Origin of the sequence: Exiguobacterium indicum HHS 31, from assembly GCF_001939065.1 — a bacterium.
Classification (GTDB): Bacteria; Bacillota; Bacilli; order Exiguobacteriales; family Exiguobacteriaceae; genus Exiguobacterium_A; species Exiguobacterium_A indicum.
The window spans coordinates 175,112-191,290 of record NZ_MPSZ01000002.1; the positions used below are offsets into that span (position 1 = coordinate 175,112).

The window sequence follows — 16,179 nt, forward strand, 5'->3', positions numbered from 1 at the left end:
ATTTTTTTCGGTTACGTTGTCAATCGAGCGGTAATTCCGGCATCATCGGTGACATAGACATCGCCTGCTTGATCCGTAACGGTATAAGCGGAAGACTTCAACGCCTTGATCGCTGCTTGGAGCGTCGCTTGATCCGGATAACGTAGTGTCCAGTAGACGAGTCCGACCGCATCTTCCGGATTCGTCGGTGCGTTGACACCAGACCAGACGTTCAGACCGATGTGATGGTGATATCCACCGGCAGCAACGAATAATGCACGCATTCGCGAAGCGTCAGCGGCAACTTCAAAACCGAGCGTCTCGACATAAAATGCCCGCGCTGCTTCGAGTGTCTTGACGTGGAAATGGACATGTCCCATGACCGTATCGCTTGGCATGCCGTACCAGTCTTCTTCTCCCGCTTCGACGAGCATGCTTTGCCAATCGACGGGATCCGTCGTCATCTTGACGTCTCCATTCGCTTCGTATGTCCACGTCTCACGCGGACGATCGGCATAAATCTCGATTCCGTTCCCATCTGGATCCGACAGATAAAAGGCTTCACTGACGAGATGGTCACCTTGACCAATCTCAATTCCTTGTTCGATTAAATTCCGGATGACGAAACCAAGTTCTTTTCGGTTCGGTAGCAAAATCGCAAAATGATATAATCCGGCGACCGAGTTCGGTGGAAAACGGCGGGCATTCGGATGAACTTCAAGTTCAACGAGTGGTGTATCTTGTGCGCCGAGCACCGTCAACTGATCCGTTTGCGTTAGCACGCGTAATCCGAGTGACGTTGTATAAAATGAAATCGAACGGTCGAGGTCCGTGATACGCAAGCGAACAGGACCGAGTGTGATTTGTGGATGAATGGACATGTTGTTTCCTCCTTCAATGAAATAGCTCGTATCCCTATTATTACGCGGAAGCGATCGAAGCGGAAGTAGGCACGAATAAGTGGTATAGTATCCTAAACGATACCATGAAGGAGGAAGACCGATGGAAGAGACACCAAGCTGTCGCGTCGAGACAGCGCTCGAAATCTTGACCGGAAAATGGAAGCCGTCGATTTTACTCGTCTTGATCACACACGGAACGCTCCGCTTCAGTGAACTGAAACGACAATTGCCAAACATTACGCAAAAGATGCTGACGGCTCAACTGCGTGAACTCGAACTGAACGATATCGTCCATCGCGAGATTTATCAGGAAGTTCCCCCCCGCGTCGAGTACTCGCTGACGGATTATGGTCGGACGCTTATCCCGGTTCTTGACGCCATCAATGCATGGGGCGAACAGCACGTCATTCATCTTGAACAGAAAGAAAAATTAGCATCGGCCTCTCAATGAGAAATCCATTTCGATGTGATTTCTCATTTTTTATGGAAAAACCTGTCTATTATCACGTATACTGACGTAATAGACTTCTGTTTTCGGAAAGGAATGAGTCCTCATGCATCAACTTCATGCAATCGAGCAACTGGTTGCTCGACTCAAACAAGATCCTGCAGTCGAAGCCATCTTCTTGAAAGGATCCTTCGGACGGGGAGAAGAAGATGTCCATTCAGACATCGATCTATACTGTCTCGTCTCGGAAGAACGTCAAACAACATTCTTATCGCGTCGTTTGTCCCATCTTTCTGCCTATCGTTCAATCATCTGGAAAGATGAGATTAATATCATCGCCCCACAAATGATCGTCGTCTATGATGATCTGCTACATATCGATTTGTTTACGGTGACGCTTGACTCACTGAACCATAAGGATCAATTACGGGTCTTGTATGATCCACAAGAACAGTTGACGGACTTTACCGACACATGTGACTTAACGCTTTCTGCTCAAGAAGCGACCGATGAAGCGATCGATGCAGTCTGGTTCTTGTTCCAATATAAAAAAGCAGCAGCACGGGGAAATGACTTATGGGCAGTCGAGATGCTCCGTAGCGCCTTGATCAAGTTCGCAAAAGTATTACTCCATCATCATGCTCCTGAACGAGCGCAACTTGGATTAAAGACGATTCCGACGACATTGCCAGACCATCCACGCCTTGCTCTTGAAGCAATCTACGACGTCCTGACACCCGCAACGCATGCTGAAGCGGCTCAACGTTATCTAGCGTGTCTAGAGACTGAACGGCACGCACTCGACCAGACGCTTGCCGCTCATCCGGAGACGCTCGCTTTACTCGATCGATTAACGCCTGAACTCTCGATCCAACAATCAGGACGGTAACAAGAAGGGGCTGACTCAAAAGTCAGTTTCCACAAAGATAAGGGTGGCAGAATGATGATCTGCCACCCTTATCTCGTAACAAAAAGAGTGACGCGTTTCACGCCACTCCTACAGGAAAAAGCGCATTTATGCGCTGTCAGAGACAAACAAGACCCGCTTTCCTGCTTGAATGAAGCAGGAAAACTGGCTTGTGTCTCGCCTGAGGAAAGGGCGTGAAAAGACGCGTCATTCTTTTATTGAGTCTCTTCTATGGTCGCTCATTACCGTGTCAATTGAATCTCTTTTGATTGTCCACCTGCCCAGCCAAAGCCAGACGAGACTTCAAGCATCGGATTTTTCACCTGTTTCGGTAATTCGAAGACGATGTTGCCGGTTTTCTCGATATTCGGGTTGATCGTCTCTAAGAAGAAGCCCATCCCGTCTTCATTCGCATAAAGATCGAGTTCCGTATCAGCTGAGTATTCCGTATCGCCGACATTGACTTTAAACATGTTGCTGTCGACGAATCGCTCTTCCTTATCTCCGTTTAGAATCGTCAGACCGATGACTAAGAATTGTCCTGATGTTTTCTTTTCGCCGAGGACGTTCGATAAGGTATCGACCATCTTGACGTCGTTGACGACGTACGTCAGTTTCCCGACCTTTACCTGATCATTCACCCCGTACGTTTTCTTGACCGGCTTCGCAACTGCTTTTGCTTTCACTGGTTTTGCTTCTGATTTGACTGCTTCTTGTTCGACTTCTACTTTTTTCTCCGGTGCTGCTTGTTCTTCGTCATCTCCTAGGTTTCCTAAAATGACTGCTCCGATCACGATGATTCCTGCCCACTTCAATCCTTTTTTCATGTTACTTCCTCCTTTTAATTTGGCTGACTCACGTCTGATAGCCCTAGTATAGAAAGAAGCAACCCCTTATCCCTTACACTTTTTTAACCAGGTTATTTTTTGTTTAAGGCCCGATAAAAAGATTGACAAAAAAAGAGAACGCTAATTTCAGCGTCCTCCTCTCCTTATTCTCCCTTGACCCGGATGACGATTTTTCCTTTTGCGTGCCCTTCTTCGCCATAATCATGTGCTTCCTTGATTTGATCCAGATCAAAAATCCGATCAACGACAGGTTGTAGCTCACCACGTTCGACGGCTTTAGCGATATGTCGCAAACGTTCACCGGTTGGTTGCATGAAGACATACGCAGATCGCGCATTATGCTCTTTCGCTTGCTCTTCATCCGGTGGTGTGGAAATCGAGACGAGCATGCCGTTCGGCTTCAGCATCTGATACAGTTCCCCTTGCTTGTCGCCGCCCATCGTATCGAATACAAAATCGATATCCCGGACACGATCGGCCGGATTTTCTTGCTTGTAGTCGATGACTTCGTCGGCTCCAAGCGCTTTTACCCAGTCGACGTTTTTCGTACTTGTTGACGTGATAACGTGCAAACCGTTTGCTTTTGCGAGTTGAATCGCAACCGTTCCGACGCCCCCTGATCCGGCACCAATAAAGATCCGGTCACCCGGCTTCGCATCCATCACTTCGAACATGACTTGCCATGCTGTATGCGAAACGAGTGGAAGAGACGCTGCTTCAGCAAAACTAAGCGATTCTGGTTTTTTGACGACGAGGTGCGCATCGACTGCGACATACTCCGCATACGTCCCTTGACGAGCAATTTCCGGGCGACTGAAAACGGCGTCCCCGACTTGAAGATCCGAGACGTTTTCTCCGACTTCCTGAATCACACCGGCAACGTCCCAACCGATGACGAGCGGCATCTCATAGCTCAACATCTGACGCAAATAGCCTTCGCGTAGTTTCCAATCGACCGGGTTCACACTTGCGGCATAGACTTCGATTAAAACATCATCCGGTCCAATGGCTGGCTTGTCCAGTTCTCCGACCTTAAATTGTTCCGATCCACCATACTGTTCAATGTAAGCTGCCTTCATCCGTTGACTCCTCCTTCGATAATCGTTCCCTATCTTCTTCCCCGTCCGTAACAACGACAAACAGTCTGAAGATACACGACAACTCTCCATCAATCGATGAAGAGCTGTTTCGTTAACGATTCGTTTGCTGAAGAGTGGATGCCGTCTCATTCAAGGCATGAATCGCCTGCTGCAGTTCCTTGACCTGGCCAACTTGATGACGCGTCAGACCGGACAATGACTCACTTTGTGCGAGCAAGGCGTTCATGAACGTGTCGAGTTGACCGGTTGCTGTCGTGATAGCAGTAAGACTACTCGTCATCGTCGCGAACTGGGTCTGCGCCGACTGGATCGAACCGACGACTTCCGTTGCATCCATCTCAATCGTCTGTAGCGCTAACTGACTCTCGGCCATTCGTTCTTCCTGCTCACGTAGCAATGTCGTACTGGCATGAATGGAATTCCCCGTTTGCGTAACGTCCTGATCAACACGTTCGATGATCGCATTGATTTCCTTCGACGCTTCTGCCGTCTGTGCTGATAAATTACGAATTTCTTGCGCAACGACCGTAAAGCCTTTTCCGAACTCACCCGCACGAGCTGCTTCGATCGACGCGTTAAGACTAAGCAGGTTCGTTTGCGCCGCAATCGCATTGATGCTCGACGTGATGGCGACGATTTCCTGGAAACGTCCGGCGAGTTGTCCGAACGACGTGACCGACTCATCCATGCTCGTCGTCAATTGTTGTAAGGATTGTCCGGCAAGACCAATCGTCTGCCTGCTCTTTTCGGCTGTCGTTCGCGACGACGAACTTCGCTCGAGTGCGTGGTCGACAGAAACGGTCACATCCTCCATCCGGTTGACTTGCTGGGCGTTCAATTGGCGAATTTCACGAATCGCTTGAACGCTTCCTGCTGCATCATGTGCCAGCTGTTGCATCGCCAGATCAACCTGACTGAAGGAATCCTTTGCCGCATCAACTGTTTCACTCATCTCTTCCGTGAACGTCGTTACTTCCGTTGCGGTTGCTGCCGTTTGTTCGAGGGCAATTTGCGACGTCGCCGCGTAGGCTTCCGACCGTTCTTGTTCTTGGCGGACGGCTAACATGACGTTCCGTCCAAAGACAGCGACAAAAACAGCCGCTGAGAAAATCATCAAATAGATGACATAGGCGACGATCAAGTCGAATGTATTCGTAAAGACAATCGTTCCTAGCATTGTGAATACTGCCATCTCAACGAGTCCAAGGATTCCGGCGAGAATGACCAAACGCGGAATCAAATAGACGATTGAAATCGTCAAGTAGAGATAGACGATCGTCCAAATGCTTGGCGACGGCAAGGTCACCAAAACGAGAGCGAGTACGAAATACGTTAACGTCACTTGGACGTACTTCCCGCTCGGACGATGTCCAAGTAGGCGGTTGCCCACAAGCAACGCGACCGTCAAGATCAAACCACCGACTAAAAACTGATAAAACACACTGATTGGGACGTAATTCATTTGCGCAAATAAGAAAATCAATGGATGCGCAATCGTAATTAACGTTGCAATCAGGCGGGACAAAATCTTTGTACTTTGTTGCTCGAGGGCAGATACCATCTTGTTCAAACTCCTTCACCTTATTAAAGTCATACAGTTGTTCATCGGCAGAAAGAATTCATTCGTTAAGTCTCTCGAGTGACTTTTTTTCTTGACGCTTTCTTGAAAGCGGGAGTACGGTTAACGTAGACTTTTTCAGAAAAGAGGATTTCTATGCTGTATGTACTCGTAGGCCTCGCAGGTGTTCTCGGTGCCTCGGCACGGTATGGGCTCGGACTGCTGATCAGCGACTTCACGACTGGTCCGTTTCCGTGGTCAACGCTTGCGATCAACTTGATCGGGAGTTTTCTTCTCGGCTATGCGACACACTTTTTATTTCGAACGAAACTCTTACATCAATATGCGATCACAGCCATCGGCACGGGTTTCATCGGCTCCTTTACGACGTTTTCGACATTCAGCGTTGAGACGGTGACCTTACTTAATGAACATCATTTAGCGGACGCGTTCCTCTACGTACTCGTCAGCCTATTTGGCGGTTTGTTCCTGTCTTATGTCGGTTACGCGCTCGGAACACGACGACTGCGTCACGTGACGAAAGGACGTGAGTGAATGATGCTACTTGCTCTCGCCATCGGTGCTTTTTGCGGCGCCATCAGTCGGTTTGCCGTCAGTCAATGGATGAAGACGGTTTGGAAACGTGAATTTCCACTAGCGACGTTCCTGATTAACGTAATCGGTTCGTTTTTGCTTGGTCTCGTCATCGGTGCGCATCTCGATACGACATGGACGTTACTCTTAGGTACCGGTTTCCTTGGATCATTTACAACGTTCTCGACGTTCAAAATCGAGACATTGCAGTTATTTCAGGACGGAAATCGTAAAGTACTTACCCTCTACCTCATCTCGAGCTACGGTTTCGGAATTCTTGCAGCGTTCCTTGGAATTACACTTACAGCTTGAACGAAACAAGAGGCGACGGAAAAATCCGTCGCCTCTTGTCGTATCCGTTTCAGTTTAATCATTCATCCAGAATAGACCAACCGTCTCTGCTCCGGCATGCGTCCCGATTGCTGGTCCGAACGTGCCTTCGAGAATCGTCAAATCCGGGAACTTCGCTGCGACTTGCTGCCGCAGTTCCGCTGCCATTTCCGGTGCCATCGTCGTCGCGACATAAATCCGGTTCTTGTAGAACGTGTGCTGACGCATCGATTCGTCGATTTGTTTAACCATTTCAATGTAAGCTTTCTTTAAAGAACGTGCTTTTTTGAATGGTACGATTTTTCCTGCTTCATCCGTCGTGATGATCGGTTTGATGCTGAGTAGGTTCGCAAGGAACAAGTCACCAGATGAGACACGTCCACCCCGGCGCATCGTCTCCATATTACCGACGATCATATAGAAATGGGTCTTTTTCGTCAACGCTTGTAAGGCAGCGACGATTTCCTCGACGGATTTCCCCTGTGCCGCGAGCTCCATCCCGTAACGAATGAACTCTTGTTGGTTCTCAAACGCCGTATGCGAGTCAATGATATGAACCGGGAAGCTGGCTGCTTCCGCTGCTGATGCTGAACTTTGGACGGTACTTGAGAGTCCATTCGTACAGTGTACTGCAATCGCACAGTCATAGCCTTCTTCTTTCAAGCGTTCGTACGTTCCGACGAACTCTCCGAAAATTGGTTGTGATGTTTTGGCAATCAGCTTTTTGTCCGCATCAAGCGCACGGAACAGTCGCTCGACCGTGATCGCATTCTCTTGATACGCCGTATCACCGAGCAAGATTTGAATCGGTACGACATTGACGCCGATCGTTTCTGCCTCTTCCTTCGTGAAATAGGCCATACTATCGGTCACCCATGCTATTTTAGTCATTTCCCTAGCCTCCGTTAGATTCTTCTCGCTTTATCCTACCATATACAGAAGTGGAAATCGCAAGAAACGTCATGACATCATCTGAAAATGAAACGATGTACGCTTATGATAATGCTCATCGGCATGTAAGACGACGGAAGGAAAATTCGGTTGGTTGATCGCATCCGGTAATCCTTGTGTCTCAAAACAGATTCCGAGGTATGGGGTTGCGCGTCTTCCACAAATCGTAAACTCGCCCGACAAATGATTAGCAGTGTAGACGACGACTCCCGGTTGATCCGTCACGACGCGCAATCGCCGCCCGCTGATTGGCTCATCGAGAACGATTTCTCCACCCTCTCTAAGCAGGAAGGGATGATCAACCCCACTACCTGCTTGGCGGAGTTGTTCATCTGATGCATGTGTCACTTCATGCAGGGGACGGGTATCGAGAAAATCAAAGACGGTGTCTGTGACGGGGAGAATATCACCGGTCGGTACCGCATCTTTCGTCAACGGAACATAAAAAGGTGCATCCATTCGTAACAGATGCTGTTCGATCGTCGTTTTTGCTTCACCCGTCAAGTTAAAGTACGTATGATTCGTCGGACTGAATGGTGTCGAAGCTGTCGTCTCCGCTTCATAATGGATATGCAGGACGTTCTCGTCTGTCCATTCGAACGTCAGCGTGAACGACAAGTGCCCCGGATAGCCGTTCTCCCCACTCGGACTATCTAAACGTAGAACAAGTTTGTCGTCGTTGATTTCGTGCGTGAACATTCGGTTCGCCCAATTTTCGCTTCCTCCATGGAGGTGATGTTCACCCTCATTTTGTTCGAGTACATACGTCATTCCTTCCAACGCAAACGCACCATTCGCAATTCGTCCGCCGACGCGTCCGATCGTGGCGCCTAAGTGATGCGGATCATCTTGGTATTCTGATAGGTCGTCAAACGCGAGTACGACATTTTCGACCATTCCATGTTGATCCGGAACCCGGATGGCAAGAATTTTTGCGCCTCGGTTCAAGATATCGATACTATGCCCATGCACATTCTGTAACGTGAATCGTAACAAGGACTGATCTCCTAGTTGCCCTACTTCTGTTGTCGTAATCATCATTTGCTTCCTCCTGTACGATACGTTTTCCTGTTTTCGTATTTACCCTCGGAACGAGACAAAAAAACAACAATGGCAAAAGACCATTGTTGTTACAGAGACGGAAGTGGTAATCGCACTTCGATCCGAGTCCCTTGATGGATGATCGAGTGGACGTGTAATGTTGCAGTCGGACCGTATGTCACATCTAATGCGCGTCGAATCAGGAACAGATTCGAATCCCCCGCCTCCTGTTGATCCAGTTGTTGCATCACGGCAAGCGGCATCCCTTGTCCGTTATCCGTGACTTCGATGACCCAGTCTGTCGTCGCCTTGAAGGCACGGACATCAATCCGGTGATGGCGCCCTGCCTTTACGAACGCATGACGCAGTGCATTATCGACGAGCTGTGTCACAAGGAACGGGAAAACGAAGTATTCTTCAACAGCGGTCTCGATATCAAGATCGACCGTGATATCGGCGGAGGTCAGTTGATTCGGGCGACGTCGTGTTCCTTCTAGTGATAAATAGGCTTTCAGGGTCGCCAGTTCCTCGCGTAGTGGATGTTCATCATGCCGCGTCGCTGTCGTCAACAGTTGAAGCAGTGCATTCAATTGATGTTTCACGGGAGTTCCCGGATCAGCTGTCCGCTGGATTTCTTCGATGATGCCTTTCAGATAGCTGACGTGTAACATCGGTTTCATCTTTCTTCCGCTTAACCGGAGCAACTGATCTTCTCGGTACATATGCAACTCTCGTGCTAATAAACGGATGAGTTGTTCCGTCATTCGCTCGACGGTGTCGTCAAATAAGTCTTTCGAAAAGTAACAGATGACGCCTGCCTTTTGACCGTTAATGCGCATAGGATGAAAGCTCAGAATTTGTCCCGTCTGCTCGTCTTCCTGTCGGACGGGTTCTTCTGCTTCGATCCATCGTTGCTCCTCGCGTCTCGGTTGCTCGCCACAGACTGCTGGTTGCTGGTCCGTCATATCGATGACGACCTCTGTCGCCCCGAGCACGACGATCCGTTGCATCTTTGTCTCCTTCAATAACGTCGCTCCGATCTGTCGCGCGACTTCCGAAGTCAATCCCTGCTTTCGTAAGGGTTGTAATGCTTGCAATAGACGATCGGATCGCTCGGTTTGCCGGACGAAGAGTGCTCCTTCGAGTCGAAGTTGTGTCCGTAAGATCATGATGAACAGTACGACCCCACATATGTTTGCGAACAGTAACGGAAAAGCGGCACGACTCATCAAATCAAGTGCTTTTGCCGTATCCGGTGCAAGTAATAGCGTGATTCCACTTTCAAACAGCAATGCTGTCAAGACGATACCGATGGGCGGAACAATTGCATAACCATCATGCAAACGCCAGCGTTTTCGATACCAGCCGCTCGCAAGTCCAGTGAGCATGGCGATGATCCAACCGGCTTCTGCCCCTAACGAACCGAGTACGTAGCGGTGTAGACCAACCAAACATCCCGTGATGCCGCCGATCACGGGTCCACCAATCAATCCGCTCGTCACGATGACAGCGAGTCGGGTATCAAGCAACAAGGCATCTTTTTCGACGGCTAATCCGAGTAACGGATCAATCGTCGTATCTTGCGAAAGTTCAATTCCTGCGTAGTTCATCAAAATACCGGATGACACGAATGCGAAGAGCAGTGGAAGATTCATTCCGCGGTCCATCTTGAATATGTATCGGGAAATGCGCCACTGGGACAATAAAAAGGCTAACAGTGCTAACATACCTAAACGACTCAGTAAGAATGGAATCTGCTCGAGCACGGAATACCTCCTCGTTTCATAGGACGCGATTGAACAATAAAGTAGCTGTAGATTACATTCCCGCTTCACTCAGCATTTTCCTATCACGACTACCGAAAGTTCGCACAATCCGTCTATTCTTGATTTTTTGACTGATGTGATATAAAAAAGCCGGCTCCTCCATGAGGAACCGACCATCTTATGCTTCTGCTTGTTCAGCTGGATGCAACCAAATCTTGACGCGGTTGATTTGATAGTTCTCCATCTCCATCACCTCGACAGAGAAGTCTGGTGTATCGATATGCTCACCTGGCTGAAGATCGATGTTGTGCATCTGAATCCAGCCACCGATCGTATCGACATCTTCGACATTCGTAAAGCGAATGTTGAAACGTTCTTCCAAGTCAGCGAGCAAGACTGTACCGTCGAGTAGGAACTCGTCCGATTTGACCTGTTCAATTTCCTCGACTTCATCTGCGTCGAATTCATCACGGATTTCACCGACGATTTCTTCGAGTAAGTCTTCCATCGAGACGAGACCTGCCGTTCCACCGTATTCATCGACGACGAGAACGAGATGGGTCCGGGTCCGTTTCATCTTGCGAAGTGTTTCTTGAAGCGACGTCACTTCCGAAACAACCGGTAAATCCTTGATGTAATGCGTCACCGGATGCTCATTGCCGTTCGCATAATCCGTCAAGACTTCCTTGACGTTGACGTATCCGAGAATCCGATCCTTATCGTTTTCTTCTGTGACCGGGTAACGCGTGTATGGATTATCCATGAAGATTTCCATCAGTTCATCCTTTGTCAAACGTTCCGAGATCGTCTCCATCCGCATCCGCGGCACCATCAAGTCTTTGACGATGTGCTCATCAAACGCAAAGACGTTTTGCATGAGGGCAAGTTCCGTTTGGTTGATTTCACCACTTTGGAAACTTTGCGCCATGATGATTTTCAATTCATCTTCCGAGTGGGCTTGTTCATGCCCTGCTGGTTTGACACCGAACAGACCGAGGAATAAGCGCGCTGAACCGTTGAGTAACCAAATGAATGGGTACATGATTTTACCGAACACATAAAGTGGACGGGCGAACAACAATGTCATGCGTTCTGCATACTGAATCGCAAGCGTCTTCGGAGCGAGTTCACCGATGACGACGTGTAAGAACGTTACGGATACGAATGCGATACCAAACGACAAGAGTGTCGAAACAGCAGCAGAGATCCCGAAGTCATCGAAGACAGGGTGCAAGATTTTTTCGACGGTTGGTTCACCAAGTGCCCCAAGACCAAGTGCCGTGACCGTGATCCCAAGCTGACAGGCAGACAAGTAGTAATCAAGATCGCCCGCGATTTTTTTCGCAAGGACGGCACTTTTGTTCCCTTCTTGAATCATTTGATCCAAACGCGACATCCGAACCTTAACGACAGCAAATTCCGATCCGACGAAAAACGCCGTCAACGCAATCAACAAGACCACTAAAAATAAATTGATGAATAATATAGTATCCAAAATCCCCTAAACAGGGGTCACCTCCATTGTTTTGTATTAAAGCTGTGCAATCAAGGAAGCAATCAATGTTAGACGCCGGGACAGTTCTAAGCGGATCGCTTGTTTTTCGACGTCCGTCGAATGTAACAAACGCTGCTCGAGTCCTTCAACCGTCGCCTGAAGTTGTTTCACTTCCTGATAAATCGTCTCCCCTGTTTTTTGTTCCCGTTCCGTAAAAGAAGCAAGAATCTCTTGCAGGGAAAGCCGTTGAGACTTCAAATATTCAATCTTTTCGATTTGATGAATGACCGATTCGTCATACAGACGGTAGCCAGAAGCGGTACGCTCTGGTGTTAACAGACCGAGTGATGTGTAGTAATCGATCGTTCGTTTTGATAAGCCGGTGGTCTCCGCGACCTGACCGATTCGAAGTAACGCCTTCCCAAAAGATTCTCACCTCCTTTCCATAGCTAGTTCTTTTATCTTATCATGTCAAAACCATACAGTAAAACGTCGCGCTTTTTAAGAGAAAAAAAACGACTACTCCCGTTCGCACGAGAATAATCGTTTCATCCCACTTTTTCATACGGTTACGACAGGTTCTTCGACTGGTACACCGACGATCGAGCGTTCCAGTAATTCAACGACATCGTACGTAGCAACCGCCTCGTCGACTTCCTTCGCCTTCGTGCCGTCACTGAGCATCGTCAGACAGTACGGACATGCTGACCCAATGACAGACGGTTGGACCGTCAACAATTGTTCCGTCCGTGCGACGTTGACGCGTGCGCCGACTTTTTCTTCTTGCCACATCATCCCGCCGCCAGCACCGCAACACATCCCTTTTTCCCGATTGCGTTCCGTCTCGACGAGCGTGATTCCTGGAATCTTCTCGAGAATATAACGTGGTGCGTCGTAAATATCATTGTAACGACCGAGATAACACGAATCGTGATAGACGACACGCTCCTTGACTTCATGGAGCGGTGTGATCCGTTTCTCGTCAATCAGTCGTGCGAGCAATTCCGTATGGTGATACACTTCCACGTCCGGACTCAGTCCGAAATCTGGATACTCGTTTTTAAATGTATTGTAGGCGTGCGGATCAATCGTGACGATCTTTTTGACACCATATTTCTCAAATGATTTGATGTTGGCTTCCGCAAGTTCCTGGAACAAGACTTCGTTCCCGATCCGGCGCGGTGTATCACCTGAGTTTTTCTCATCGTTTCCGAGAATCGCAAACGAGATGTCTGCCTCGTTTAGAATACGCGCAAACGCCATCGCGATTTTTTGACTTCGGTTATCGTACGATCCCATCGCACCAACCCAGAACAGGTACTCGAAGTCTTCGCCCGCTTTTTTCTTCTCCTTTGCTGTCGGAACGACGAGTTCATCCCGGTTTTTCCGCCAGTTTTCGCGTTCTTTCCGGTTCATCCCCCATGGATTACCTTGACGTTCGATGTTTGCCATCGTCCGTTGCATCTCCGGATCCATCTTGCCTTCCATCATGACGAGGTGACGACGGAGGTCGATGATCTTATCGACATGTTCGTTCATGACCGGACACTGATCTTCACAGTTCCGGCATGTCGTACACGCCCAGATCTCTTCTTCCGTAATGACGTTCCCAATCAATGAATCCGGAACAATATCCATCTGTCCGGCTGCTGCCAGTGAAGCGATCTGATTGCCTTGCGATCCTTCGAACGCAAAGGCAGGTGCCCATGGCGAGCGCTGTGTGATCGCTGCCGTTTTCATGTTGAGATGGTCTCGTAATTTAACGATCAAATCCATCGGCGACAGCATCTTCCCCGTTCCGCTTGCTGGGCACATATTCGTACAGCGTCCACACTCGACGCAGGCATATAGATCAACGAGCTGTTTCTGATTGAAATCTTCGATTCGGTTGACCCCGAAGCTGAATTCCGCTTCGTCGTCTTCCGCCTCTTCCATGACCGATAGATCGATCGGTGCCAAACGCCCGACTTTCGACGTTCGACCGAGCCAAACGTTTGCTGTACCGGCAATCAAGTGCGCATGTTTACCTTGCGGGATGTAAACCATGAAGCTAAGTAAGAACAATAAGTGTGCCCACCAGAAGAAAACGAATAATCCGAACGCAATTGACTCCGGCACCCAACTGAATAAGAACGCGATGCTTGAAGCAACCGGTTCACCGAGCGTCGAATGATTCTCATAAACAAGGAAGAATCCGTTCCCGAACAGGACGGCGACCATCAAACCACCGATGAAGATCAACGCAAGACCTGCCATGAAGTTTCGTTTCAAACGGACGAGTTTTTCGACGTACCGGCGATAAAATCCCCAAACGACGGCAATCAAGATGACGAGCATGACGATTTCTTGGAAGAATGTAAAAATCGGATAGAGCGGACCGAGTGGGACGTGCGGGAAACGCTGACCGACTGCGAGTCCTTTCCAGATAAAATCAATCGCTCCGAATTGAACGAGTAAGAAGCCATAGAACATCATGACGTGGATGGCGCCACTTTTCTTATCCTTTAATAATTTCTTTTGACCGAAGACGTTGACTAAGACTGCGTCTATTCGTTCTTTGTTCGTCAGTGTCCATTCCGCCTTTTTCCCCCGTTTAATGGCGGCATAACGACTTTTGACGAGTGACGTGAACAGATAGCCTGCATAGCCGATGACGAGTAGGAAGGCAATCCAGTTAATGAGTAAAAACGTATTCATGTTCGAACAAACCCCTTTCCCCCTAAAGCAGTTGTGTTGAAATGAGTATAGCATATAATGAATGGCTATTCATTCATTTTTTTCATTTAGTTTTTACTGCGTCACACAAGCAGATAAGTACTCAAAAAAATCAAGCGGTGAATCATCCACCGCTTGATTTAATCACGTCCAATACGTCATTTTTTTAATTTCATAGCATTGGCCATCAGACCAGGGATGTCCGTATTTTCATGCAATCCACTGAACTGTTCGCTTTGTGGACCGTAAGCGTAGAGCGGAACGTCTACACCTGTATGCACGGCAGTCGTCCATCCGACATACGCTCGTTTACTGATCATCTCATTCAATGTCATGACGCGTTTCTTCGCATCCACTTTTTGCAACGTCTGAATTTCTTCAGCCGTCAAATCAAACGTCGTTTCTCGTTTGACGACAGAGGCGATATTCGATAAGTCGTCGTTGAACTGACGAACCATCTCATCCCCCGTCGCCTTGACGTTTTTCAAGACTTCTGGTTTCGCTACGTACTCATCGTATCCACCGACGGACATACCACCTGTATCATGGTCACCGGCGACGACGACCAATGTGTGTTTATCTTTTGCTGCAAAACGAAGCACTTTTTCGACTGCCTGGTGGAACGCTTCTGCATCCTTCATCGCCCAAGCAGCATCATGCGCATGACCCGCCCAGTCGATCTGACTTCCTTCTACCATCAAGAAGAAGCCATCGCGGTCTTTCTTCAATGTTTGCAGGGCTTTCGACGTCATCGTCGCAAGGCTCGGTTGATTCGTGTTTTCCCGGTCCAGTTCTGGTGCCATTCCTTCTTCTGCAAACAATCCAAGAACTTTACGACCATCCGTCTCATTCAGACTTTCGAGTGAATCCGCATACTGGTATCCTGCTCGTTCTGCTTTCTTCACTAGATTACCAGCCTCTTGAACGCCACCATTCTTTTGATCAAAAAAGAACTTCTGACCGCCACCCAGTAAGACGTCGACTTTCATTTCATCCATGTATTGTTTCGCGATGTCCGCTTCATTCGCACGCGTTGCGACGTGCGATGCAAAAACAGCTGGTGTCGCATGGGTGATGGCTGATGTCGAGACAAGTCCTGTTGCTTTGCCTGCTTGATCCGCCCGATCAAGAATAGACGCTACTTCTTTTCCACTTGGATCCATACCGATTGTTCCGTTGTTTGTTTTTGTTCCTGTTGCCATCGCCGTTCCGGCAGCAGCTGAATCGGTCACTTTCGTGTTTGCCGAATACGTCCGCATCATTCCTTTTAAGTGACCGTCGAGTTCCGTCTCCTCGCCTCCTTGATACCAGCGATAATTCGTTGCATAGGCAGCTGAATAACCGTCCGGGATCATGAAGATGACATTTTTAACCTTCGCTTGTTTCGTGTTTTGTTTTGCCTCGACCGGCTGAGCCGATTCATATGTATAGCCCGCAACTCCCGTCATAAGCACTGTACCGAGAATACCTGTCGCCATCCATTTCTTGTTCATTTGTGTTTCCTCCCTGTTCACGATGATGGTTTCATCATACCGAGCGAATGTA

General features: G+C 48.5%; 15 protein-coding genes. 4 read left to right on the top strand and 11 right to left on the bottom strand.

Annotation, left to right across the window (positions count from 1 at the left end; all coding sequences use genetic code 11):
- Positions 1-11: 11 nt before the first annotated feature.
- A complete protein-coding gene (locus tag N179_RS09205; RefSeq protein WP_075642748.1) occupies positions 12-860 on the bottom strand; it encodes a VOC family protein in 849 nt (282 codons plus the stop codon).
- Positions 861-981: 121 nt separating this feature from the next.
- On the opposite strand from N179_RS09205, the gene N179_RS09210 reads away from it, so the two are divergent.
- Positions 982-1,332, top strand: coding sequence for a winged helix-turn-helix transcriptional regulator (locus tag N179_RS09210; RefSeq protein WP_053452464.1), 351 nt, complete (start codon positions 982-984; stop codon positions 1,330-1,332).
- Between the two features lie 103 nt (positions 1,333-1,435).
- On the top strand, positions 1,436-2,218 hold the full coding sequence (locus N179_RS09215) for a nucleotidyltransferase domain-containing protein (RefSeq protein ID WP_075642749.1): 783 nt from the start codon (positions 1,436-1,438) through the stop codon (positions 2,216-2,218).
- Between the two features lie 260 nt (positions 2,219-2,478).
- Here the strand turns inward: N179_RS09215 and N179_RS09220 are convergent, their stop codons facing one another.
- From N179_RS09220 to N179_RS09230, 3 genes are all read right to left on the bottom strand, one after another.
- Positions 2,479-3,063 (bottom strand): DUF4352 domain-containing protein, encoded by a 585-nt coding sequence (locus tag N179_RS09220; RefSeq protein ID WP_075642750.1) that lies wholly within the window; start codon positions 3,061-3,063, stop codon positions 2,479-2,481.
- 164 nt (positions 3,064-3,227) lie between these two features.
- Positions 3,228-4,163, bottom strand: coding sequence for an NADP-dependent oxidoreductase (locus N179_RS09225; RefSeq protein ID WP_075642751.1), 936 nt, complete (start codon positions 4,161-4,163; stop codon positions 3,228-3,230).
- A 112-nt stretch (positions 4,164-4,275) separates the two neighbouring features.
- Positions 4,276-5,745 carry a methyl-accepting chemotaxis protein gene (locus N179_RS09230; protein ID WP_075642752.1) on the bottom strand — a complete coding sequence of 490 codons (1,470 nt, stop codon included), beginning with the start codon at positions 5,743-5,745 and terminating at the stop codon, positions 4,276-4,278.
- A gap of 153 nt (positions 5,746-5,898) precedes the next feature.
- Between N179_RS09230 and crcB (N179_RS09235) the strand changes: the two genes are divergently transcribed.
- Both crcB (N179_RS09235) and crcB (N179_RS09240) read left to right on the top strand, forming a co-directional pair.
- On the top strand, positions 5,899-6,297 hold the full coding sequence (crcB, locus tag N179_RS09235; RefSeq protein ID WP_075642753.1) for a fluoride efflux transporter CrcB: 399 nt from the start codon (positions 5,899-5,901) through the stop codon (positions 6,295-6,297).
- On the top strand, positions 6,298-6,648 hold the full coding sequence (crcB, locus tag N179_RS09240; RefSeq protein WP_023466829.1) for a fluoride efflux transporter CrcB: 351 nt from the start codon (positions 6,298-6,300) through the stop codon (positions 6,646-6,648).
- A 54-nt stretch (positions 6,649-6,702) separates the two neighbouring features.
- Here the strand turns inward: crcB (N179_RS09240) and N179_RS09245 are convergent, their stop codons facing one another.
- The 7 genes from N179_RS09245 to N179_RS09275 all read right to left on the bottom strand — a co-directional run bounded on the left by N179_RS09245 (position 6,703) and on the right by N179_RS09275 (position 16,127).
- Positions 6,703-7,557, bottom strand: a complete 855-nt coding sequence (locus N179_RS09245) for a DegV family protein (RefSeq protein ID WP_053452460.1) — start codon at positions 7,555-7,557, stop codon at positions 6,703-6,705.
- A 69-nt stretch (positions 7,558-7,626) separates the two neighbouring features.
- Positions 7,627-8,655, bottom strand: coding sequence for an aldose epimerase family protein (locus N179_RS09250; RefSeq protein ID WP_081637451.1), 1,029 nt, complete (start codon positions 8,653-8,655; stop codon positions 7,627-7,629).
- A gap of 92 nt (positions 8,656-8,747) precedes the next feature.
- Positions 8,748-10,424, bottom strand: a complete 1,677-nt coding sequence (locus N179_RS09255) for a LytS/YhcK type 5TM receptor domain-containing protein (RefSeq protein ID WP_075642754.1) — start codon at positions 10,422-10,424, stop codon at positions 8,748-8,750.
- 178 nt (positions 10,425-10,602) lie between these two features.
- On the bottom strand, positions 10,603-11,919 hold the full coding sequence (locus N179_RS09260; protein ID WP_023466825.1) for a hemolysin family protein: 1,317 nt from the start codon (positions 11,917-11,919) through the stop codon (positions 10,603-10,605).
- A gap of 36 nt (positions 11,920-11,955) precedes the next feature.
- On the bottom strand, positions 11,956-12,324 hold the full coding sequence (locus N179_RS17245; protein WP_035399153.1) for a MerR family transcriptional regulator: 369 nt from the start codon (positions 12,322-12,324) through the stop codon (positions 11,956-11,958).
- Positions 12,325-12,480: 156 nt separating this feature from the next.
- The gene (locus tag N179_RS09270) at positions 12,481-14,616 is read right to left on the bottom strand and encodes a (Fe-S)-binding protein (RefSeq protein WP_075642755.1); all 2,136 of its coding nucleotides are present in this window, start codon (positions 14,614-14,616) and stop codon (positions 12,481-12,483) included.
- Positions 14,617-14,792: 176 nt separating this feature from the next.
- On the bottom strand, positions 14,793-16,127 hold the full coding sequence (locus tag N179_RS09275; RefSeq protein ID WP_075642756.1) for an alkaline phosphatase: 1,335 nt from the start codon (positions 16,125-16,127) through the stop codon (positions 14,793-14,795).
- Positions 16,128-16,179: the final 52 nt, after the last annotated feature.

What these genes read in the sequence shown, in the direction of transcription:
- N179_RS09205 (WP_075642748.1), bottom strand. Translation starts at nt 860, where the DNA reads ATGTCCATTCATCCACAAATCACACTCGGTCCTGTTCGCTTGCGTATC.
- N179_RS09210 (WP_053452464.1), top strand. Translation starts at nt 982, where the DNA reads ATGGAAGAGACACCAAGCTGTCGCGTCGAGACAGCGCTCGAAATCTTG.
- N179_RS09215 (WP_075642749.1), top strand. Translation starts at nt 1,436, where the DNA reads ATGCATCAACTTCATGCAATCGAGCAACTGGTTGCTCGACTCAAACAA.
- N179_RS09220 (WP_075642750.1), bottom strand. Translation starts at nt 3,063, where the DNA reads ATGAAAAAAGGATTGAAGTGGGCAGGAATCATCGTGATCGGAGCAGTC.
- N179_RS09225 (WP_075642751.1), bottom strand. Translation starts at nt 4,163, where the DNA reads ATGAAGGCAGCTTACATTGAACAGTATGGTGGATCGGAACAATTTAAG.
- N179_RS09230 (WP_075642752.1), bottom strand. Translation starts at nt 5,745, where the DNA reads ATGGTATCTGCCCTCGAGCAACAAAGTACAAAGATTTTGTCCCGCCTG.
- crcB (WP_075642753.1), top strand. Translation starts at nt 5,899, where the DNA reads ATGCTGTATGTACTCGTAGGCCTCGCAGGTGTTCTCGGTGCCTCGGCA.
- crcB (WP_023466829.1), top strand. Translation starts at nt 6,298, where the DNA reads ATGATGCTACTTGCTCTCGCCATCGGTGCTTTTTGCGGCGCCATCAGT.
- N179_RS09245 (WP_053452460.1), bottom strand. Translation starts at nt 7,557, where the DNA reads ATGACTAAAATAGCATGGGTGACCGATAGTATGGCCTATTTCACGAAG.
- N179_RS09250 (WP_081637451.1), bottom strand. Translation starts at nt 8,655, where the DNA reads ATGATTACGACAACAGAAGTAGGGCAACTAGGAGATCAGTCCTTGTTA.
- N179_RS09270 (WP_075642755.1), bottom strand. Translation starts at nt 14,616, where the DNA reads ATGAATACGTTTTTACTCATTAACTGGATTGCCTTCCTACTCGTCATC.
- N179_RS09275 (WP_075642756.1), bottom strand. Translation starts at nt 16,127, where the DNA reads ATGAACAAGAAATGGATGGCGACAGGTATTCTCGGTACAGTGCTTATG.